Origin of the sequence: Sphingomonas paucimobilis NBRC 13935 (genome assembly GCF_000739895.2) — a bacterium.
GTDB classification, from domain to species: Bacteria; Pseudomonadota; Alphaproteobacteria; order Sphingomonadales; family Sphingomonadaceae; genus Sphingomonas; species Sphingomonas paucimobilis.
In genome coordinates this window covers 239,644-258,475 of sequence record NZ_BBJS01000014.1, presented here as the reverse complement: position 1 = coordinate 258,475, position 18,832 = coordinate 239,644, and the positions used below count along the sequence as shown (strand labels likewise).

The window sequence follows — 18,832 nt, the reverse complement described above, 5'->3', positions numbered from 1 at the left end:
TACAAGGTCACCTCTTACCAAGCTGGATCGATCAGCCGCGCGCGATCGCATCCAGAACGGTCGCGGCAACCTCCTTGCGGCAGATCAGCAGGTCGGGCAGCAGTGGATTTTCGCAATTATAGACCAGCGGGCTGCCATCGATCCGCGAGGCATGGAACCCGGCGGCGAGCGCCACGGCAGCGGGGGCGCAATTGTCCCACTCATATTGGCCGCCGTCATGCAGATAGACGTCGGCGCGTCCCTCGACCACCGCCATCGCCTTCGCGCCGGCCGATCCCATCGGGATCATCGTCGCGCCCAGCCGATCCCCGACGCACCTTGCGATGTCCGGTGCGCGGCTGCGACTGACGACGACGCGCAGGCCTGCGGGGCAGGGTGGAAGGACGGGCGGCAGATCGTCGGTGGCAAAAACCTGGTCGCGCGCCGGAACGGCGACGGCGCCCAGGGCAGGGCGACCATCGATGGCCAGCCCGATGTGCACAGCCCATTCGTCCGAGCCCATGGCATATTCGCGCGTTCCGTCCAGCGGATCGACGATCCAGACCCGCCGTGCCGCGCAACGCGCGCGATCGTCGAGCGCCTCCTCCGACAGGATGAAATCGTCGGGCCGGGCGGCGTGGAGGCGATCGAGGATCAGGCTATTGGCGTCCCGGTCCCCCTTCTGGCCGAGTGCGGCACCCTCGAAGCCGCCGTGGTCGCGCAACTCTTTGAGCAGCGCTCCGGCCTCCTCGGCTACGGCACGGGCGAGTTCGGCGTCGGTCACAGATCGTAACTCCAGATGCCCAGCACATGCTCGACGATCCGCGAGGCGGCCTGTTCCGCGGTTTCCTTCGTCGTGTCGATGCGGATCTCGGGCCGGTCGGGCGCTTCATAGGGGCTGGAGATGCCGGTGAACTCGGCAATCTCGCCCGCGCGCGCCTTGGCATAGAGACCCTTCACGTCACGATCCTCCGCCACCGCGAGCGGCGTGTCGATGAAGATCTCAACGAACTCGCCTTCGGACAGCAGCGCGCGCACCATGTCGCGTTCGGCCTTGAAGGGCGAGATGAAGGCGGTCAGCACGATCAGGCCGGCATCGGCCATCAGCTTGGCGACTTCGCCGACGCGGCGGATATTCTCGACCCGGCCTGCTTCCGAAAAATCCAGATCGCGGTTCAGGCCGTGACGGATATTGTCGCCGTCCAGCAGGAAGCTGTGGCGGCCCATGCTGTGCAGTTTCTGCTCGACCAGATTGGCGATGGTCGACTTGCCCGAACCCGACAGGCCGGTGAACCACAGCACGCGGGGCAATTGCCCCTTCTGCCGGGCATGCGCCTCGCGGGTGACGATGGTCGATTGCCAATGGACATTCTGCGCGCGGCGAAGGGCGTGGTCGATCATCCCAGCCGCGACCGTCGCGTTGGTCGCCCGGTCGATCAGGATGAAGCCGCCCAGTGCGCTGCCCTTCTCATAGGGCTCGAAGACGATCGGGCGGTCGGCATAGACTTCGGCCAGGCCGATGTCGTTGAGCGCCAGCGTGTCGGCGGGGCGCTGCTCCTGACTGTTCACGTCGACGACATGGCGCGGCGGCTGGACGGTCGCGCTCACCAACTGTGTGCCGAGCTTGAGCGAATAGCTGCGTCCCGGCACGAGCGGCGCGTCGGCCATCCAGACGATGGTCGCGACGAACTGATCAGCGACCTCTGGCGGGTCCTCGGCAGCCGCGATCACGTCGCCGCGCGAGCAATCGACTTCTTCCGCCAGCACCAGGGTCACCGCCTCGCCCGCAATGGCCTCTTCGCGGTCGCCATCATAGGTGACGATCCGCGCGATGCTGGTCGTCCGCCCCGAAGGCGCGATCCGTACCCGGTCGCCCACCGACACCCGGCCGCCGGCGATCAGGCCCGCAAAGCCGCGAAAGTCGAGATCGGGTCGGTTGACCCATTGCACCGGCATCCGGAACGACGCGTTGACCGCGCGGTCGGCATCGATCGCCACCGTTTCCAGATGCGGCAGCAGAGCGGGCCCCTCATACCAGGGCATGTCTTCGGAGGGCGTGGCGACGTTCGCGCCGGTCAGCCCCGACAGCGGGATGGGCGTGAACCGCTCGATCCCGATGCTCTTGGAGAAAGCAGTATAGTCGGCGACGATGGCGTCGAAGACGGACTGGTCATGGCCGACTAGGTCCATCTTGTTGACCGCCAGCACGATCTCCTTGATGCCGACCAGATGCGCCAGATAGCTGTGCCGCCGTGTCTGGGTCAGGACGCCCTTGCGCGCGTCGATCAGGATCACGGCCAGGTCGGCAGTCGAGGCGCCGGTCACCATGTTGCGGGTATATTGTTCGTGGCCCGGCGTATCGGCGACAATGAACTTGCGCTTCTCCGTCGCGAAAAAGCGATAGGCGACATCGATGGTGATGCCCTGCTCACGCTCGGCGGCAAGGCCGTCGACCAGCAGGGCGAAATCGATATTCTGCCCTTGCGTGCCGACGCGGCGGCTATCGGCCTCCAGCGAGGCCAATTGGTCCTCGAAGATCGTCTTCGAGTCGTAGAGCAGCCGCCCGATCAGCGTCGACTTGCCGTCATCGACCGAGCCGCAGGTGATGAAGCGCAGCATCGACTTGGCGGCATGGGTGGCGAGATAGGCGTCGATATCGGCGGCGATCAGCGCATCGGGTTGATAGGCGGTCATCAGAAATACCCCTCGCGCTTCTTCTTCTCCATGCTGGCCGTCTGATCGTGGTCGATCGCACGCCCCTGTCGCTCCGACGTGGTGGTCAGCAGCATTTCCTGGATGACCTCGGACAGGGTCGCCGCTTCGCTCTCGACCGCGCCGGTCAGGGGGTAGCAGCCGAGCGTGCGGAAGCGGATCGAGCGTTCGACCGGCACTTCTCCGGGTTTCAGGCGGAAACGGTCGTCATCGACCATCAGCAGCATCCCGTCGCGCTCCACCGTCGGGCGGGGTGCGGCGAAATAGAGCGGCACGATCTCGATGCCTTCCTGCAGGATATATTGCCAGATATCGAGCTCGGTCCAGTTGGACAGCGGGAAGACGCGGATGCTCTCCCCCTTGTGGATACGACTGTTGTAGAGGTTCCACAGCTCGGGCCGCTGCGCCTTGGGGTCCCAGCCATGCGCGGCGGAGCGGAAGGAGAAGACGCGCTCCTTGGCGCGGCTCTTTTCCTCGTCGCGCCGTGCACCGCCGAAGGCGGCATCGAACCCGCCGGCGGTTAGCGCCTGCTTCAACCCTTCGGTCTTCCACATGTCGGTGTGGCGGCTACCATGGTCGAAGGGGTTGATCCCCAGCGCCTCGGCCTCCGGATTGCGATGGACGATCAGCTCCATGCCCGCCTCTTCGGCCGCACGTTTGCGCAACTCGTACATCGCGCGGAACTTCCATGTCGTATCGACATGCAGCAGCGGAAAGGGCGGGCGTGCCGGGAAGAACGCCTTCTTGGCAAGGTGGAGCATCACGGCCGAATCCTTGCCGACCGAATAGAGCATCACCGGCTTTTCGGTCTCGGCAACGACTTCGCGCAGGATGTGGATGCTTTCGGCTTCGAGCCGTTGCAGGTGGGTAAGGCCAGTCATCGGATTGTCAGATAATGTCGCCAGCGAACCGCGCGACCAACTTATCCTGTCAATCGCGATAGTCCCGCTCCAGTGCGTCGAGGATCTTTGCCCCCGCCATGAACACCGCGATCGGGCAGGCGGCGAAGAGCAGCTTGCCCGGCCAGCCGGGATATTGGCTGAGATAATGCTGTCCACGCTCCACCGCGCCGACACCGAGCCCGTAGATCACGAGAAAGGCCTCGAACTTGGTTTTGATGGTGAACAGGGCGACCAGGCGGGACCACATGACGGACGCCATCTGACCAGATGACGCCCGCCACGCCAAGCCTCAACCCTGGGCCAATATGAGACAGTCGAGCGCTTCGAGCAGGGCCAGTCGCGCCGCTTCGATTTTCGCGATCAGGTCGGGGTCGCCGATCATGGCGGGGTCGATCGCCTCGGGCCAATGCCGCTCGACGATGGCGGCGATGCGGCCGAGCTTGGCATGATCGACCAGGAAACGCGGGTCGATGGTGGCGGGATCGGCGACGACGCGCAGCCGCAGACAGGCGGGGCCCCCGCCATTGGCCATCGATTCGCGAACATCGACCACCTCCAGTCGCCGGATCGGGCCGTTGCCTGCGACATGGTCCTGCAACCAGCGCCAGACGCTGGGCGTGTCGCGCGCCTCCTGCGGCAGGATCAGGGTCGGTTCGCCGCCGGGCGGGGTGACGAGCTGGGCGTTGAACAGATAGGAGGAAATGGCGTCGGCCAGGCTGACTTGCGCAGCGGGCACCTCGACGATTTCCACCTCGGGCATGAGGCGGCGCAGGTCGGCAAAGAGCGGCTCAGGCTCGGCAAAGGCTTGTTCATGGGCGAACAGCACCCGTTCATTGGCGACCGCGACCACATCATTGTGGAAAGCGCCGGCCGCGATCGCGGCCTCGGACTGGCGGGCGAAGAGCACGCGGTCGGGCGACAGGCGATGCGCGCGCGCCACCGCCTCACAGGCTTCGCGATGCTGGCGCGCTGGGAAAGGGCCGCCGCCTTCGCCATAGACAAAGACCTCGACCCCCGGCCGATCATGCGCAGTGCAGAGCCGCATGTGGTTGGCGGCACCCTCGTCGCCAAAGGGCGCGGGGACCGGCGCATGGACGCTGAAGGCCGGGTCGGCAAAGGCCAGCCGCAACTGCGCCAGGGTCGCAGGCCATTCATGACTGCGATGCGGCATGGTGACGAGATTGGCGACCGTCAGATGGCACCGCCCGTCGCCGCTATCGGGTGCGGGCGATACGGTCGCGGCATTGGCGGCCCACATCGCCGAGGCGGACAGGGCGCATGCCTTCAGCACGGGTGAGGCAGCCGCGTAATCGGTCGCCAGGCTTGCCAACCAAGGGTGATCGGGGCGCGGATGGGGCAGGAAAATCCCTTGTACCAAGCCCAGATCCAGGTTCGCCCGCATCTTGGCGATACCCTGAAGCGCGGCAGCGCGGGGATGCGAGACATGGCCGGCATTACGGGTTGCGGCCAGATTGCCATAGCTCAGCCCCGCATAATTATGGCTGGGTCCGATGATCCCGTCGAAGTTTATCTCTCTCAGCATTGGCCCCCTCACCGATCGATATGCAGCACGGTGTCGCCAACCGACAGGTCGAGCGTACGTGCCGTATCGTCCGACAGGATGATTCCACCATCCCCGTCGCGGATCTCCGCCAGCGCGCAACGGAAGTCGGCCAGCCGACCTGCCGCCACCAAGGCTTCGCGCCCCGTCTCGCCATCGATCCCGACGATCTTGCTCTCGCGGGAGTCGCGGATGGTGCGGACCTGATCGGTCCGCGCGGTCATGGTCGGGCCGCCATCGAAAATGTCGATATAATGTTCGAAGGCGAAGCCCTCATTCTCCAGCATCCGCATCGCGGCGCGGCCCGAGGGATGGGGCAGGCCGATCGCGGCCCGCGCCGTCTCGGTCAGCATCGCGGTATAGATGGGGTGTTTGGGCATCAGGTCGGCGATGAACTGATGGCCGTGGATCGCATTGAACTGGTCCGCCTCCTGGAAATTCATCCCGAAGAAGCGGCCCGCCAGCCCGTCCCAGAAGGGCGAGCCGCCGGCCTCGTCGATCACGCCGCGCAACTCGGCGAGCACCCGGTCGGCAAAGCGGGGGCGGTTGGCGCGCATGAAGAGATAGCGGCTGCGCGCCAGCAACAGGCCCAGCCCGCCCGCGCGCTCACCGGGATGGAGGAACAGGCCGCCGACCTCGCTGGCCCCCTCCAGATCGGTGGTCAGCGACAGCATCTCGGCGCGGAAGGTGCGGTCAAGTTCGCGGCTATGCTGGGTCAGCGTGCCGATGCGATAGCTGTAGAAGGGATGCTTCTGTCCGACATGGGTGAAGATCTGACAGGTGCCGCGAACGTCGCCGGTCGTTCGGTCTTCCAGCACGAGGACGAAAAGCTCGTCGCGCACCGTGCCGTCGGCCTCGCGGCCAAAGGCCTCGCGGCTGCGCGCCAATTTGGCGTTCAGCGCGCGGCGGTCGGGGGGCAGGTTGGTGAAGCCGCCGCCGGTTAGCTTGGCCATTTCATACAGGTGACGAAGGTCGCTATCGACCGCGGGGCGGATGCAAAAACTGTTCATGCGGCACCGATGATGCGTAGGATGGTCAGCGCCGACAACCCCGCCCGCTCGGGCAAGCTGTCGATCAGCATATATTCGTCCGCCGAATGGATCGCCCCGCCACGCACCCCCATGGTGTCGACCACCGGTACGCCGGCGGCGGCGATGTTGTTGCCGTCGCACACGCCGCCCGTCGCGCGCCAGCCGATGCTCAGCCCCAGATCGGCCCCCGCCGCGCGGACCGTTTCGAACAGCCGGGCCGCGCCGTCGTCGATCGGTTTGGGAGGGCGGTTGAAGCTGCCATGCACCTCCACCGCGACATCATGCTCGGCGGCGATTCGTTCCGCGATGGCTTTCATCGCCGGACCGGTCCGCTCGATCGCGGCCAGCGCGCGAGGGCGGAAATTGACGTGGAGCATCGCGAGGTCCGGCACGACATTGTTCGGGCCGCCTCCATCGATCCGCGCCGGGTTGACGGTGATGTCGTCCGATCCGAGCTTGGCCAGTTCCAGCGTGATCCGCGCGGCCGCGACGATGGCGTTGCGGCCTTCCTCGGGATTGCGGCCCGCATGGGCGCTGCGCCCGCGCACGACGATGGTGAAATTACCCGTGCCGCCGCGCGCACCCGCCAGCGTGCCGTCGGGGAGGGCGGGTTCATAGGTGAGCGCGGCGACTTTCCCCGCTGCGCATTGTGCGATCAGCGAGGCCGACGAGGCGGAGCCGGTTTCCTCATCCGAATTGATCATGACGTCATAGCCCAGCCGATCGGCGAGCGGGCTCCGCTCCACCGCCTGGAGTGCGGCGAACAGCAGCGCCAGCCCGCCCTTCATGTCGGCAACGCCGGGGCCGCCCAGCCGTTCGGCATTGATCCGGGTCACCGCCTGAAAGGGGTGATCGATCGGATAGACCGTATCCATATGGCCGGTGAACAGCATCTGCACCGGCGCGTCGGGGCGTACCGACAGATGCAGGTGGCGGCCATGGCCGATCTGGACCAGCCGGCCATCGGCACCAACCCGCTCGACCCGATCGGGCTCGACGAAGCGCAACGTGCCCGGCAGAGTCCCGAATTGCTCGGCCAGCCGGTCCGCCATGATGGCAAGGCCGGTCAGGTTGCGGGTGCCGCTGTTGATCGCGGCCCACGCCTCGACCAACGGCAGCATCGGATAGGCGGAAGCGGACGCCACCACGTCGCGCTCGATCGTCGTCATTCTCTCCATGGCCACCAGCCTAGGCCATGGAAGGGGTTCAGGTGAACCCCGGCGGGCAAATTAGAAACTGTAGACGAGCGAGGCGCGGCTGATCGTGTCGGTCGTCTGGCGGCCGGCAGGGGGCTCGCTTTCATACTGCACATTGTAGGAGAATTGCGCCGACAGCGGTCCCCACAGCTTTGCGTTGAGCGCGGAATTGGCGCTCACCGTGCTGTTGAATTTCTGCACATAGGCCGAGGCGTTCTGGCTTACCGAGATGGCCGGGGTTAGCTTCCATACGAAGTTCAGATTGCCGCGTGCGGCGAGCGCGCTTTCGATCCGGGCGTCGGTGAATTCGGTGTGCCGGAACGCCGGACCCAGTTCGACGTCGAGCGTCATTCGGGGTTTACGGATCGCGCTGTAACCCGCACCGGCCGAAGCCGAGAAACGGTTGAAATAGCCGAGGAACCGGTCGCTTTCATATTGCGCCGCGCCGTACACATAGTTGTTGGCACTGAGCTTGAAGTTGGGTTCATAGGACGCGACATAATGTTCGCGGCTCGTGACGTTGAAGCTTTCCTGATAATCGCCCTGGAAGCGCAGCTTGTGCCGCCATTGCAGCCCCTCGCGGGTCAGGTCGACGACGCCGGTCAGGCCGATATTCTGGCTGTTGCCCGTCGTCGCGAATCCGCCCAGCTCGACCCGGCCATGCCACAGGTCGAAGAAGGTCGCTTCGCGCAAGGTACGACTGCGGCTGGCGCTCTTCTCGTCGCGCCACACATCGGCCATGGCGTCGATCGCGTCGGCGGCCTCGGGCACCGCGTTGCGCGCATATTTGACGACCGTGGTGATATCGGTCTCGTTCCCGCTGGCGATCGCCGCCTCTAGCATCGCGCGGATCTGGGGCGGGATCAGCGCGGGGTCGGGGTCGCTCGGGTCCGCATTGGCCAGCAGGCCGAAGGCCAGAGGGAGCAGCAACAGACGCGTCGTCATGGGCAAAGGCCTTAAGCGCTCTGCCCGCCGGCGGGAATGGCGGCATCGCCACCCGCTGCGGCGAAATGGTCCGCGAAGACGACCAGCAGTTCCTCGTACAGCGCCTTTTTGAACGGCACGATCATCGCTGGCAGCGACGCCGGTTCGATCCAGCGCCAGGCGCGGAATTCGGGACGCTCGGTCTCGATCCGGATGTCGCCATCCTGGCCCAGGAAGCGATAGAGGAACCATGTCTGGCGCTGGCCGCGCCACTTGCCCTTCCACACCTTGCCGATCATGTCCTCGGGCAGGTCATAGGTCAGCTCGCGCGGCGCGCGGGCGATCAACTCGATTTTGTCGGCGGTGACGCCGGTTTCCTCGAACAATTCGCGCACCGCAGCGGTCTCGGCATCCTCGCCGGGGTCGATGCCGCCCTGGGGCAATTGCCAGGCCTCCAGCGTCGAATCGATCCTCTGGCCGACAAAAACCCGGCCGTCGCGGTTCATCAGGATGACGCCCGCACAGGGGCGATAGGGAAGATCGGTCATGACTATTGTCCATTCGCTCGGGCGGATTCCGCCTCGGCGATCATCGCGCGCAAAGCAAGCAGGAATGCGGCCAAGTCTTTCGCCCCGGAGGGGATTGCCTTGCGCAGGGTGGCAAAGCCGTGGATCGTACCCCGCGCCTCCCGGAAATGAACGGGAACGCCGGCACGGGCGAGCGCGGCGGCATAGGCGCGTCCCTGATCGCGGATCGGATCGCATTCGGCGGTGACGATGACGGCGGGGGGCATCGCGGCCAGATCACCGCGCATAGGCGCGGCGCGTAGGTCGCCGAGGTCGGCGGCGTAGCAGGCGACGAACCAGTCGAGCATCGCGCGGGTCAGGAAATAGCCGTCGGCGAAATCGCGCAAGGATGGATGTGCGCGCCCCATATCGGTGGCGGGATAGAGCAGGCCTTGCGCGATCACCGGCGCGGCGGCGGGTCGATCCCTGAGGCTCATCGCGGTGACGGTGGCCAGCGTACCGCCTGCACTGTCACCCATCACGACTAGGCCCGTCGCCATCCCCTCCGCCGCAAGCCAGCGCGCCGCCGCCTCGCAATCTTGCGGAGCGGCGGGCCAGGGATGTTCCGGCGCCAGTCGATATCCGACCGACAGGACGGGCAGATCGAGTTGCCGCGCGATCTCGGCGGCGAGCGGGGCGTGGGTGTTGATATCACCCATGACGAAGCCGCCACCGTGGAAGAACAGCACTATCGGCCCAGGCGGACGGGCAGGCGCGGCGTCGAACAGCCGGACGGGCAGGGGGCCGCCCAGACCCGGGATGGTGAAGCGCCGATCGACCGCCAGAACGCCCACCGGCGGATCGGTCAGGTCGCGCGCCTGACGCATCATCAGCCGGGCCGCCTCGGCACCGAGCTCCTGATGCGGCGGATCGGGCAGATTGTTGTAGTAGCCCAGAAAACGCGCGACATCGGCGCGCAGTTCGGGCAGCGGCCCCGGGGGCCTCCTATCGCGGATCATGGCTTCCTAACTAGGCGTCATGATCCATATCGTCCATCACCCCGCCTATGTCACCGAGGCACCCGCCCGCTCCACCTATCGCTGGGGCAAGAATGGCGCGATCCGCGATCTCCTGCGGGCACGGGGCGAGGATATCGTCTGGACCGAACCCGAACTGATCCCGCCGGCCTGGCTGGAGGCGGTACATGACCCCGATTATGTCGCCGAAGTACTGGAAGCGCGGGTACCGCCGGAGAAGACGCGGCGGATCGGCTTTCCGGTGACCGAGCAGGTCGCCTATCGCGCACGCGCAGTGCCCGGGGGCACCTGGACCGCCGCCATGCTGGCGCTCGAACACGGCTTCGCTGCCAATACGGCAGGAGGCAGCCATCATGCGCTCGCCGACACGGGTGCGGGCTATTGCGTGTTCAACGATCTGGCGGTCGCCGCCGTACGGCTGGTCGAAGAGGGCATCGTAAGCCGGATCGCGATCGTCGATTGCGACGTGCATCAGGGTGACGGCACGGCCGCGCTGACGGCGGGGCGGGCCGATATCGTCACCTATTCCATTCATGCCGAGAAGAATTTCCCGGCGCGCAAGGCACGTTCGACGCTGGATGTGGGTCTGTCCGACGGGGTGGATGATGATGGCTATCTGGAGCGGCTGGAGACGACGCTGGTCCCCTTTCTCGAAGAGCATACACCGGAGCTGATCCTCTATCAGGCGGGTGTCGATCCCTTTGCCGGCGATCGGTTGGGGCGCTTGGCGGTCAGCGAGGAAGGGCTGGTCGCGCGCGATCGGTTGATCGCCGATCTGGCGCTGGCGCGCAGCCTGCCGCTCGCGAGCACGGTCGGCGGAGGGTATGGCGACAACGTCATGGCGATCGCCGAGCGGCATGTCCGGGCCATTCTTACCCTGGGTCAAAAACTTGGACGACGGAACCGCGCCCCTATCGGCGCGTAACGCGGGCATGACATCGCCGCATATCGTCTGGTTTCGCCAGGATCTCCGCCTTCACGACCAACCGGCTCTTTTGGCGGCGGCCGAGGCGGGGCCGGTCCTGCCCGTCTATATCCTCGATGACGAGACACCGGGCGATTGGAAGATGGGCGGGGCGCAGCGGTGGTGGTTGCACCATAGTTTGGAGGCGCTCGCCAAGGATTTGAAGGCGCTGGGCAGTCGGCTGATCCTGCGGCGGGGACGCGCCGTCGAAGTGCTTCAGGCGCTGTCGAAGGAGGCGGGGGCAGAGGCGATCCACGCGATCCGCCATTATGAACCCTGGTGGCGCAAGGCCGAGGATGAACTGGGCGACCGCCTATGCCTTTACGACGGCAATCATCTGGCACGCCCCGAACTGGTGACGACGGGGAGCGGCAAGCCCTTCCGCATCTATTCCGCCTTTTGGAAAGGGCTACAGGGTCATATGCCGCCCGAGCATCCACTGGAGGCACCCGATGCGCTGACCGCGCCGGATCGATGGCCCGCGAGCGATAAGCTCGCCGATTGGGACTTGCTGCCCACCAAGCCGGATTGGTCGACCGGGTTCGATGCCGACTGGACGCCGGGCGAGGCGACCGCGCGCGAACGCATGGCCGATTTCGTCGCCAAGGCCGCCGCCTATGACACCGCGCGCAACATGCCGTCGGAGGAGGGCAGTTCGCGCCTGTCGCCGCATCTCCATTTCGGCGAAGTGTCGCCGCGCGCGGTCTGGCATGCGCTCGATCGCAAGGCCGAAACCGAGACGTTCCGCAAGGAGCTGGCGTGGCGGGACTTTACCGATGGCGTGGTGATGGCCATTCCGGACTATGCCGATCGCAACGGGCGGGAGGCGTTCGACAAGATGCCTTGGCGAAAAGGCGCGGAGGCCGAGGCGGATTTGAAGGCCTGGCGGACCGGGCATACCGGCTATCCGATCGTCGACGCCGGGATGCGGCAACTCTGGACGACGGGCTGGATGCATAACCGGGTGCGGATGATCACCGCGTCCTTCCTCATCAAGCATCTGCTGATCGACTGGCGTGAGGGGGAGCGTTGGTTCTGGGACTGTCTGGTCGATGCCGATTACGGGAATAATTCGGTCAATTGGCAATGGGTGGCGGGTACCGGGATCGACGCCAACATGTTCGGCCGAATCATGGCGCCGCTCAGCCAGTCGGAGAAGTTCGATGCAGGCGACTATATTCGGGAGTGGGTGCCGGAATTGAAGGACCTGTCCGATGCGGCGATCCACGATCCGGACGAGGCCGGGTGCCGGCCGAAGGACTATCCGGCAAAGATCATCGGGCACCGTGAGGGGCGGGAGCGGGCACTTGCGGCGGGGAAGTCGGTGCGGGGATAGGGGGGCGTGGCCTTCGACTGCGCTCAGGCTGAACGGACGTTACGAGTTATGCCCAGAATACACCCGCCCCGTTCAGCCTGAGCGCAGTCGAAGGCCAGGCGGAGGCCTCACCGCTTCCGCCGACACGCGTCCGAACAATAAACCACCTGCTCCCAATCCCGCGCCCATTTCTTGCGCCAGGTGAAGGGGCGTCCGCAGGCCGGGCAGGTCTTGCTCGGCAGGTCCTGTTTGCGGACGCCATTGGGCATCAGCGCGGCTCGCCGTCGAGGAACGCCGTGACGTCCGCTAGATCGACCGTCTTGTCGAGATAGGTCTGTCCGATCCCGCGCGCGAGCAGGAAGGGCAGGGTGCCCGCCGCCATCTTCTTGTCGTGCTTCATATGCTCGACCAACGTTGCCGACGGTGCATCGATCCCGGCGGCGGCGAGGCCATCGGGCAGGCCGATTGCTCGGAAATGCGCCGCCACCCGCTCGGCATCCTGTCGCTCGCACAGCCCCTTGCGCATCGAATAGCGGAACGCCAGCGCACAACCCGCCGCCACGCCTTCACCGTGAAGGAGGCGATCGGAAAAGCCTGCTTCGGCTTCCAACGCATGGCCGAAGGTATGACCGAGGTTGAGCAGCGCGCGGATGCCGTTGGTCTCATGCTCGTCGGCTGCCACGATCCGCGCCTTGGCCGCCACCGAATGCGCGATCGCATGAACCCGCGCCGCCGGATCGCCCGCCAACAGGGCCGGGCCATTCGCCTCGCACCATTCGAAAAAGGCGAAGTCGTCGATCAGGCCATATTTCACGACCTCGGCATAGCCCGCGCGGACCTGTCGGGCGGGCAGCGAATCGAGCACGTCCGGGTCGATCAGCACCATTGCCGGCTGGTGGAACGCGCCGATCAGGTTCTTGCCCGCGGCGGTGTTGATCGCGGTCTTGCCGCCCACCGACGAATCGACCTGTGCCAGCAACGTCGTGGGAATCTGGACGAACCGGCACCCACGCTTGATAATCGAACAGGCAAAGCCGACCAGATCGCCGATCACGCCGCCACCCAGCGCGATGACATGATCCGAACGCTCGACGCCCAGTTCGAGCAGCCGGTCGCAGACACGCTCCAGCATCGCCCAGCTCTTGGTCTTCTCACCCGGCGGCAGCACGATCGCTTCGCTGGCGACGCCCGCCGCCTCCAGCGACGCCTGAAGCGTGGCGAGGTGCCCGCGGACATTCTCGTCGGTGACGATCGCCATGCGCCGCCCACGCGACAAAGGCGCGAGACGCTCGGCCGCACGGGGCAGCAGGCCCGCCTCGATATGGATGGGATAGCTGCGGTCGCCCAGCGACACGGTGACGGTTTTCATCGTCCTATGGCTTTCAATATGGCGTTGACGGTGGCCTCATGCGGGCCCCGCTTGCTGGAGACATGGATGGGGGCGAGCGCGTAGATCGGATTGCGCACCGCCGAGAGTTCGCGCAGCACCTTGAGCGGGTCCTTGCCGCGCAGCAGTGGGCGGGTGTCGCGCCGCCGCACCCGCTCGGCCAGCACCTCGGGCGAGGCGTTGAGCCAGATGGCGGTCGCCTGTTCCAGGATCAGCGCGCGCGTCTCGTCATTGATGAAGGCGCCGCCGCCGGTGGCGATCACCTTGGGCCGGCCATCGACCAGCCGCGCGATCACGCGCCGCTCCCCGTCGCGAAAATAGGGTTCGCCGAATTGTTCGAAGATTTCGGTCACGCTCATGCCGGCGGCTTCCTCGATCGCATGGTCGGCATCGACGAAGGGCACGCGCAACCGGTTCGCCAGTCGGCGCCCTACGGTCGACTTGCCCACGCCCATCAGGCCGACAAGCACGATCGGCGAACCGGTCCAGCTTGAATCAACAGGGTTGTGGCTTTGCAACATTGCCGTCTGCGCTATACAGCAGGCGCGCGCCCGGCAACACCGACCGGGCTTTCACGGGTCCATTATAAGGTTTTGCGTTCCATGTCCCGTACGGTCGTTTCGCTTATCATCCTGCTTGTCATCATCGTCGGAGGGCTTTTCTTCCTGTCCGGCCGGGCGAGCGAGCGGCCGACGACCCAGGTCGAAAAGGCGGTCTCGCTTGGCAACCTGCAATAAGCGCGGTCGCGCTTTTCGCCATCTGCCCAGGGCCGTCGCACTCCTGATGGCGGGCGCGGCCGCACTGGCCGCGGCGCAGGACCGCCCCGAATCACTATTACCACCCGGGTTCGGCCAGTCGCCGGCCCCTGCGAATCCGCGTGCCACGCCCCGGCCGGCACCGAGCGGAGCGGCGGCGCCTGTGCCCGCGACTTCGCCCACGCCGCGTCCCACCCCTGCCAATGCGGTGGGGGCGTTGCTGGATTCGCTCGCCACGCCGGTGCCGGGCCCGGTGCCGACGCCATCGCCGACGCCCACCCCGGTGATCGATCCGGCGACGCTGGCCGAATATGAACTGCCCGCCTCGGCCCGCCGTTCGCTGGCGGTGGTGGGGCCGGCGGGGCCGCGTGAAGGGGCGTTGGGGGCGGATGTCTTCGCCGGCGCCGACGGGCGCGTCGCCGAAGTCCTGATGCGCCGATTGTCGGCGCCCTTGCCGTCGCGCTGGATGTCGATCCTGCTCCGCCGCACGCTGGCCGCGCATATGGAGACGCCGCGCGGCGTGAACGGGGCCGATTTCGCTGCCGAGCGTGCCTGGCTGCTGCTGCGCATGGGCGAGGCACAGGTGGCGCGCGCCGTGGTCCAGTCGGTCGATGCCGGCAATTACACGCCCAAACTCTATCAGGTGGCGATAAACGCGCTGCTCGCGTCGAGCGACCCGGCCGGGCTGTGCCCGCTCGCCGATCGCGGCACGGCGGTGACGGGGCTGGGCGGCTACCGCGTCGCGCAGGCGATGTGTGCCGCGCTGGTCGGCGATGCGTCGCGGGGGAGCACGCTGCTGCGGCAAGTGCGCCGCCAGCGGATCACCGACGATTTCGATCTGAAGCTCGCCGAGAAGCTGATGGGCTCGGGCGCCAATGGGCGGCGTGCGGTGACGGTCGAATGGGCCGGGGCCGATCGGTTGACGACCTGGCGTTTCGGCCTGTCGACCGCGACCGGGGTGACGATCCCTGAGGATTACATCTCCTATGCCGGGCCACAGGTGCGCGGCTGGCTGTCGACCTCGCCCGCGGTTGCCGCAACGGACCGGGCGGCCATGGTCGACCAAGCGGCCAGCCTGGGCGTTCTTTCCAATGCCGCATTGGTCGATTTCTATGCGGGGCTGGCCGACAATGACCAGGCCAGTCGCGCCCAGTCCGCGATCGCCAATGATCTGGCCAATGCCTATGCCGGCAATGACGAAAGCGCGCGGCTCAGCGCGATCCGGTCTTTGTGGGGCAGCGGCGAGCGTACGCCTTATGGCCGCCTGATCCTAACCGCCCGCGTGGCGGCGCGGTTGCCGGTGATATGGGACCGTGACGAGGCGGACCAACTGGTCGCCTCAATGCTCTCCGCCGGCCTGGACCGCAGCGCGGCGCGGTGGGCCGGTGCGGTCAAGCCGGCGAGCGACGGCTGGGCCATGATCACGCTGGCCGATCCCGATCATCAGGACAGCGTCGGCTATGATGTGATCACCAACTATGCCGGGTCGGGTGATGTGAAGCTGAAGCAGCGGCTGTTCTTCGCCGGCATGGCGGGGCTCGGCCGGCTGTCGCGTACTGATATCGAACGCGGGGCCGAGGCACTCGATGTGCGGATAGGCCAGCGCAACGCCTGGACCGAGGCCATGGACGAGGCGGTGGCCGATGGCCGGACCGGCATGGTCGTCCTGCTCAGCGCGGTGGGGATGCAGACCAGCGCGTGGCGCGGCGTGCCGCCCCAGGCGCTCTATCGCATCGTCGAGGCGCTACGCTCGGTCGGACTGGATGCGGAGGCCCGGATGATCGCGGCGGAGGCGATCGCGCGAGCATGACCGGCGACGACCGCGCGCTCGTCGACCGTTTCCTCGAGATGATGGCGGCGGAAGCGGGTGCGGCGGCCAATACCATCGCCGCCTATCGCTCCGACCTGACGCTGGCGGGCGAGGCGATGGGCGGGTTGGCCGAGGCGGACGAAGCGGCGCTGCGTCGGCTGGCAGAGGGCTGGGCGTGCCTGGCGACCACGACCGTGGCGCGCAAGGCGGCGGCGCTGCGGCGCTTCTATGCCTTTCTGCATGAAGAGGGGCTGCGCGTCGACGACCCGGCCAGCGCCCTGCCGCGTCCGGGCCAACGCCGTTCGCTGCCCAAGGTGCTGAGCCATGCGGATATCGATCGCCTGTTCGCCGCGATCGGCGAGCGTATCGGGGTGGCGCATCCGGCGCCCAACGACCTGCGGCTCGCGGCGCTCATAGAGCTTCTCTACGGATCGGGGTTGCGCGCCAGCGAACTGGTCGCCCTGCCGCGCAACGCGATCCATCCCGATCGCCCTTTCCTGATCCTGCGGGGCAAGGGCGGAGCGGAGCGGATGGTGCCGATCTCGGACCGCGCGCGTGCGGCCGTTGCAGCGTGGCGGGTTCATGTGCCTACCGACAAAGCTTGGCTTTTCCCCGGCGGCAAGCGGCATTTGTCGCGCATCCGCCTCTATCAACTGGTGAAAGCGCTAGCGGCGGAAGCGGGCATTCCGCCCGACCGGGTGAGCCCACACGTGTTGCGCCATGCCTTTGCCACGCACCTGCTCGGCGGCGGCGCCGATCTACGCGCGGTGCAGGCGATGCTGGGCCATGCCGACATCGCCACGACCGAAATCTACACCCATGTCGAGGCGACGCAACTGGTCGAACTGGTCAATGCCCGCCACCCGCTCGTTGATTTTCCGGCAAAGCACCCCTAGGCGCTACGCTATTATGTCAACGAGCTTCCTCGATTTCGAGAAACCGATCGCCGAGCTGCAGAGCCGGATCGACGAACTGCGCGACACGACCGCCGACAGCGCGGTGGATATCGGCGCGGAGATCGCCAAACTTCAGGCCAAGTCGGACAAGCTGCTGCGCGATACCTTCGCCAAGCTGACCCCGTGGCAGAAGACGCAGGTCGCCCGCCATCCGCAGCGTCCGCACTTCAAACATTATGTCGCCGGGCTGTTCGACGAGTTCGTGCCGCTGGCTGGTGATCGCGCCTTTGGCGACGACCAGGCGATCATGGGCGGCTTCGCGCAGTTTCGCGGGCAGCGCGTCATGGTGCTGGGTCATGAAAAGGGCGAGGATACCGCCAGCCGGCTCCGCCACAATTTCGGCATGGGCAAGCCCGAGGGCTATCGCAAGGCGATTCGCCTGGTCGAGCTGGCCGATCGCTTCGGCCTGCCGATCGTGACGCTCGTCGATACGTCGGGCGCCTTCCCCGGTATCCAGGCCGAAGAACGTGGCCAGGCCGAGGCGATCGCGCGCTCGACCGAGGCGTGTCTGGCGGCCGGCGTGCCGGTCGTCTCGGCGATCGTCGGCGAGGGCGGATCGGGCGGTGCGGTGGCGCTGGCGGCGGGCAACCGCGTGCTGATGTTCGAGCATGCCGTCTATTCGGTGATCAGCCCCGAAGGCTGCGCCTCGATCCTGTGGCGTACCGCCGACAAGGCGGCCGACGCGGCCGAGGCGATGCGCGTCACGGCGCAGGACCTGAAACATTTCGGTGTGATCGACACGATCGTGACCGAGCCGGTCGGTGGTGCGCACCGCGATCCGGCGGGAGCGATCGCCAATCTGGGCGATGCGATCCAGAAGGCGCTGGGCGAGCTGAAGGGGCTTGGCCGCGACGAACTGAAGCGTGGGCGCGCCGCCAAATTCCTGGCGATGGGCCGCTTGTAAGGTCTGATGACGGGTGGCGTTGCCCGCCACCCGTCATTCGATATTAGCTGCTCACTGGACGTGAGTGTCGAGCTTGCCACCGATCGTATTGAAAGCGGTGCCGAGGCTGCCGCCGAGCGAGCTCATGCCGGCGATCGCCGCGACGGCGATCAAGGCTGCGATCAGACCATATTCGATGGCGGTCGCACCTTTACGGTTGTGAATGATCTTCCGAATTGAAGCCATATTCTTCACTCCCCTGTTGAAACGGTGATCCGGCCGCAGGGCCGCGGCGGAAACGCTTTGCGGGTGACGCACACGTGAAAAAGGCGGATGCGCGGGAGACGCATCCGCCTTTTATTCAGGCGATGGAGGCTGATGCCGGTGTCATGTCATCGATCCCCCATGGCCGACATCATTACTTGACGTTGGTGTCGAGCTTGCCGCCGATGGTATTGAAGGCGGTGCCAAGGCTGCCGCCCAGCTTGCTCATCCCAGCGATGGCCGCAACGGCGACCAGAGCCGCGATCAGGCCGTATTCGATGGCCGTCGCGCCCTTGTTGTTCTTCACCATCTTGCGAAGGGTATTCATTCCGGTCTCCGTTCGTCTCTATCTGCAGATCACCCGGCTGAACCGGAGCGCCGGTCAGCAGCGATGGATGTAGCCGCGCACTGGTTGAGGAATATTTAATTTTCGGCCGGTCCGGAACAAATAGCCTAATTCGTCGCGGACTTTAGCTGATCGCCCAGATGGCTGAGGACGCCCGCCACATTGACGCCGACTTGCGACAGCGTGGCGAAAATGACCAGCATGATGCACGCGATGATCAGGGCATATTCGACGGCCGTGGCGCCTCGACGGTCGGTCCCGATAGCGCGAACCAGCTTGAACAGAGGCCAGGGCATCTTCATCG

At 66.3% G+C, this 18,832-nt stretch carries 22 protein-coding genes; 6 read left to right on the top strand and 16 right to left on the bottom strand.

The annotated features are described in order from the left end of the window. Positions 1–31 precede the first annotated feature (31 nt). The 10 genes from SP6_RS05865 to SP6_RS05820 are packed head-to-tail and all read right to left on the bottom strand — an operon-like array spanning position 32 to position 9,830. The gene (locus SP6_RS05865) at positions 32–763 is read right to left on the bottom strand and encodes a 3'(2'),5'-bisphosphate nucleotidase CysQ (protein ID WP_007403380.1); all 732 of its coding nucleotides are present in this window, start codon (positions 761–763) and stop codon (positions 32–34) included. After that, the gene (gene cysN, locus SP6_RS05860) at positions 760–2,673 is read right to left on the bottom strand and encodes a sulfate adenylyltransferase subunit CysN (protein ID WP_007403463.1); all 1,914 of its coding nucleotides are present in this window, start codon (positions 2,671–2,673) and stop codon (positions 760–762) included. Before cysN ends, SP6_RS05865 begins: the two co-directional genes overlap by 4 nt. Next, a complete protein-coding gene (gene cysD / locus SP6_RS05855; RefSeq protein ID WP_007403316.1) occupies positions 2,673–3,572 on the bottom strand; it encodes a sulfate adenylyltransferase subunit CysD in 900 nt (299 codons plus the stop codon). The genes cysN and cysD overlap by 1 nt, the downstream gene beginning before the upstream one ends. Before the next feature lie 49 nt (positions 3,573–3,621). Then, the gene (locus SP6_RS05850) at positions 3,622–3,840 is read right to left on the bottom strand and encodes a hypothetical protein (RefSeq protein ID WP_007403525.1); all 219 of its coding nucleotides are present in this window, start codon (positions 3,838–3,840) and stop codon (positions 3,622–3,624) included. Between the two features lie 42 nt (positions 3,841–3,882). Beyond that, positions 3,883–5,136 carry an N-succinylarginine dihydrolase gene (locus tag SP6_RS05845; protein WP_007403308.1) on the bottom strand — a complete coding sequence of 418 codons (1,254 nt, stop codon included), beginning with the start codon at positions 5,134–5,136 and terminating at the stop codon, positions 3,883–3,885. Positions 5,137–5,144: 8 nt separating this feature from the next. Next, positions 5,145–6,164 (bottom strand): arginine N-succinyltransferase, encoded by a 1,020-nt coding sequence (locus tag SP6_RS05840; protein WP_007403569.1) that lies wholly within the window; start codon positions 6,162–6,164, stop codon positions 5,145–5,147. Then, positions 6,161–7,354, bottom strand: coding sequence for a hydrolase (locus SP6_RS05835; RefSeq protein ID WP_007403414.1), 1,194 nt, complete (start codon positions 7,352–7,354; stop codon positions 6,161–6,163). Before SP6_RS05835 ends, SP6_RS05840 begins: the two co-directional genes overlap by 4 nt. Positions 7,355–7,414: 60 nt before the next feature. Next, positions 7,415–8,326 (bottom strand): DUF481 domain-containing protein, encoded by a 912-nt coding sequence (locus tag SP6_RS05830; RefSeq protein ID WP_007403329.1) that lies wholly within the window; start codon positions 8,324–8,326, stop codon positions 7,415–7,417. An 11-nt stretch (positions 8,327–8,337) separates the two neighbouring features. Next, complete coding sequence (locus SP6_RS05825; RefSeq protein ID WP_007403272.1) at positions 8,338–8,853, bottom strand: RNA pyrophosphohydrolase; 516 nt, start codon at positions 8,851–8,853, stop codon at positions 8,338–8,340. 2 nt (positions 8,854–8,855) lie between these two features. Further along, positions 8,856–9,830: an alpha/beta hydrolase gene (locus SP6_RS05820; RefSeq protein WP_007403573.1), complete on the bottom strand. Its 975-nt coding sequence runs from the start codon at positions 9,828–9,830 to the stop codon at positions 8,856–8,858. Between the two features lie 19 nt (positions 9,831–9,849). On the opposite strand from SP6_RS05820, the gene SP6_RS05815 reads away from it, so the two are divergent. Together SP6_RS05815 and SP6_RS05810 are read left to right on the top strand one after the other, a co-directional pair. Further along, on the top strand, positions 9,850–10,773 hold the full coding sequence (locus SP6_RS05815) for a histone deacetylase family protein (RefSeq protein ID WP_007403278.1): 924 nt from the start codon (positions 9,850–9,852) through the stop codon (positions 10,771–10,773). A 7-nt stretch (positions 10,774–10,780) separates the two neighbouring features. After that, positions 10,781–12,148 (top strand): cryptochrome/photolyase family protein, encoded by a 1,368-nt coding sequence (locus SP6_RS05810; RefSeq protein WP_007403630.1) that lies wholly within the window; start codon positions 10,781–10,783, stop codon positions 12,146–12,148. Positions 12,149–12,255: 107 nt separating this feature from the next. Here the strand turns inward: SP6_RS05810 and SP6_RS20270 are convergent, their stop codons facing one another. Genes SP6_RS20270 through SP6_RS05800 form a run of 3 tightly spaced genes read right to left on the bottom strand, consistent with a single transcriptional unit; the run spans position 12,256 to position 14,035 of the window. Further along, complete coding sequence (locus tag SP6_RS20270; protein WP_082052432.1) at positions 12,256–12,396, bottom strand: DUF2256 domain-containing protein; 141 nt, start codon at positions 12,394–12,396, stop codon at positions 12,256–12,258. After that, on the bottom strand, positions 12,396–13,496 hold the full coding sequence (gene aroB / locus SP6_RS05805) for a 3-dehydroquinate synthase (protein ID WP_007403626.1): 1,101 nt from the start codon (positions 13,494–13,496) through the stop codon (positions 12,396–12,398). The genes SP6_RS20270 and aroB overlap by 1 nt, the downstream gene beginning before the upstream one ends. Beyond that, positions 13,493–14,035, bottom strand: a complete 543-nt coding sequence (locus tag SP6_RS05800) for a shikimate kinase (RefSeq protein WP_007403613.1) — start codon at positions 14,033–14,035, stop codon at positions 13,493–13,495. The genes aroB and SP6_RS05800 overlap by 4 nt, the downstream gene beginning before the upstream one ends. An 81-nt stretch (positions 14,036–14,116) precedes the next feature. On the opposite strand from SP6_RS05800, the gene SP6_RS21605 reads away from it, so the two are divergent. The 4 genes from SP6_RS21605 to SP6_RS05785 are packed head-to-tail and all read left to right on the top strand — an operon-like array spanning position 14,117 to position 17,939. After that, on the top strand, positions 14,117–14,251 hold the full coding sequence (locus SP6_RS21605) for a hypothetical protein (RefSeq protein ID WP_265415862.1): 135 nt from the start codon (positions 14,117–14,119) through the stop codon (positions 14,249–14,251). Beyond that, positions 14,235–16,079: a hypothetical protein gene (locus SP6_RS05795; protein ID WP_267884185.1), complete on the top strand. Its 1,845-nt coding sequence runs from the start codon at positions 14,235–14,237 to the stop codon at positions 16,077–16,079. Before SP6_RS21605 ends, SP6_RS05795 begins: the two co-directional genes overlap by 17 nt. Then, positions 16,076–16,975 carry a tyrosine-type recombinase/integrase gene (locus SP6_RS05790; RefSeq protein ID WP_007403543.1) on the top strand — a complete coding sequence of 300 codons (900 nt, stop codon included), beginning with the start codon at positions 16,076–16,078 and terminating at the stop codon, positions 16,973–16,975. Before SP6_RS05795 ends, SP6_RS05790 begins: the two co-directional genes overlap by 4 nt. Positions 16,976–16,988: 13 nt before the next feature. Beyond that, entirely contained in the window at positions 16,989–17,939 is a 951-nt protein-coding gene (locus SP6_RS05785; RefSeq protein ID WP_007403457.1) for an acetyl-CoA carboxylase carboxyltransferase subunit alpha, read from the top strand. A 51-nt stretch (positions 17,940–17,990) separates the two neighbouring features. On the opposite strand, the gene SP6_RS05780 is transcribed toward SP6_RS05785, so the two are convergent. The 3 genes from SP6_RS05780 to SP6_RS05770 form a co-directional block, all read right to left on the bottom strand. Next, positions 17,991–18,164 (bottom strand): Flp family type IVb pilin, encoded by a 174-nt coding sequence (locus SP6_RS05780; RefSeq protein ID WP_007403416.1) that lies wholly within the window; start codon positions 18,162–18,164, stop codon positions 17,991–17,993. Between the two features lie 172 nt (positions 18,165–18,336). Beyond that, the gene (locus tag SP6_RS05775; RefSeq protein ID WP_007403557.1) at positions 18,337–18,510 is read right to left on the bottom strand and encodes a Flp family type IVb pilin; all 174 of its coding nucleotides are present in this window, start codon (positions 18,508–18,510) and stop codon (positions 18,337–18,339) included. 125 nt (positions 18,511–18,635) lie between these two features. Further along, positions 18,636–18,830 (bottom strand): Flp family type IVb pilin, encoded by a 195-nt coding sequence (locus SP6_RS05770; RefSeq protein WP_007403580.1) that lies wholly within the window; start codon positions 18,828–18,830, stop codon positions 18,636–18,638. Positions 18,831–18,832: the final 2 nt, after the last annotated feature.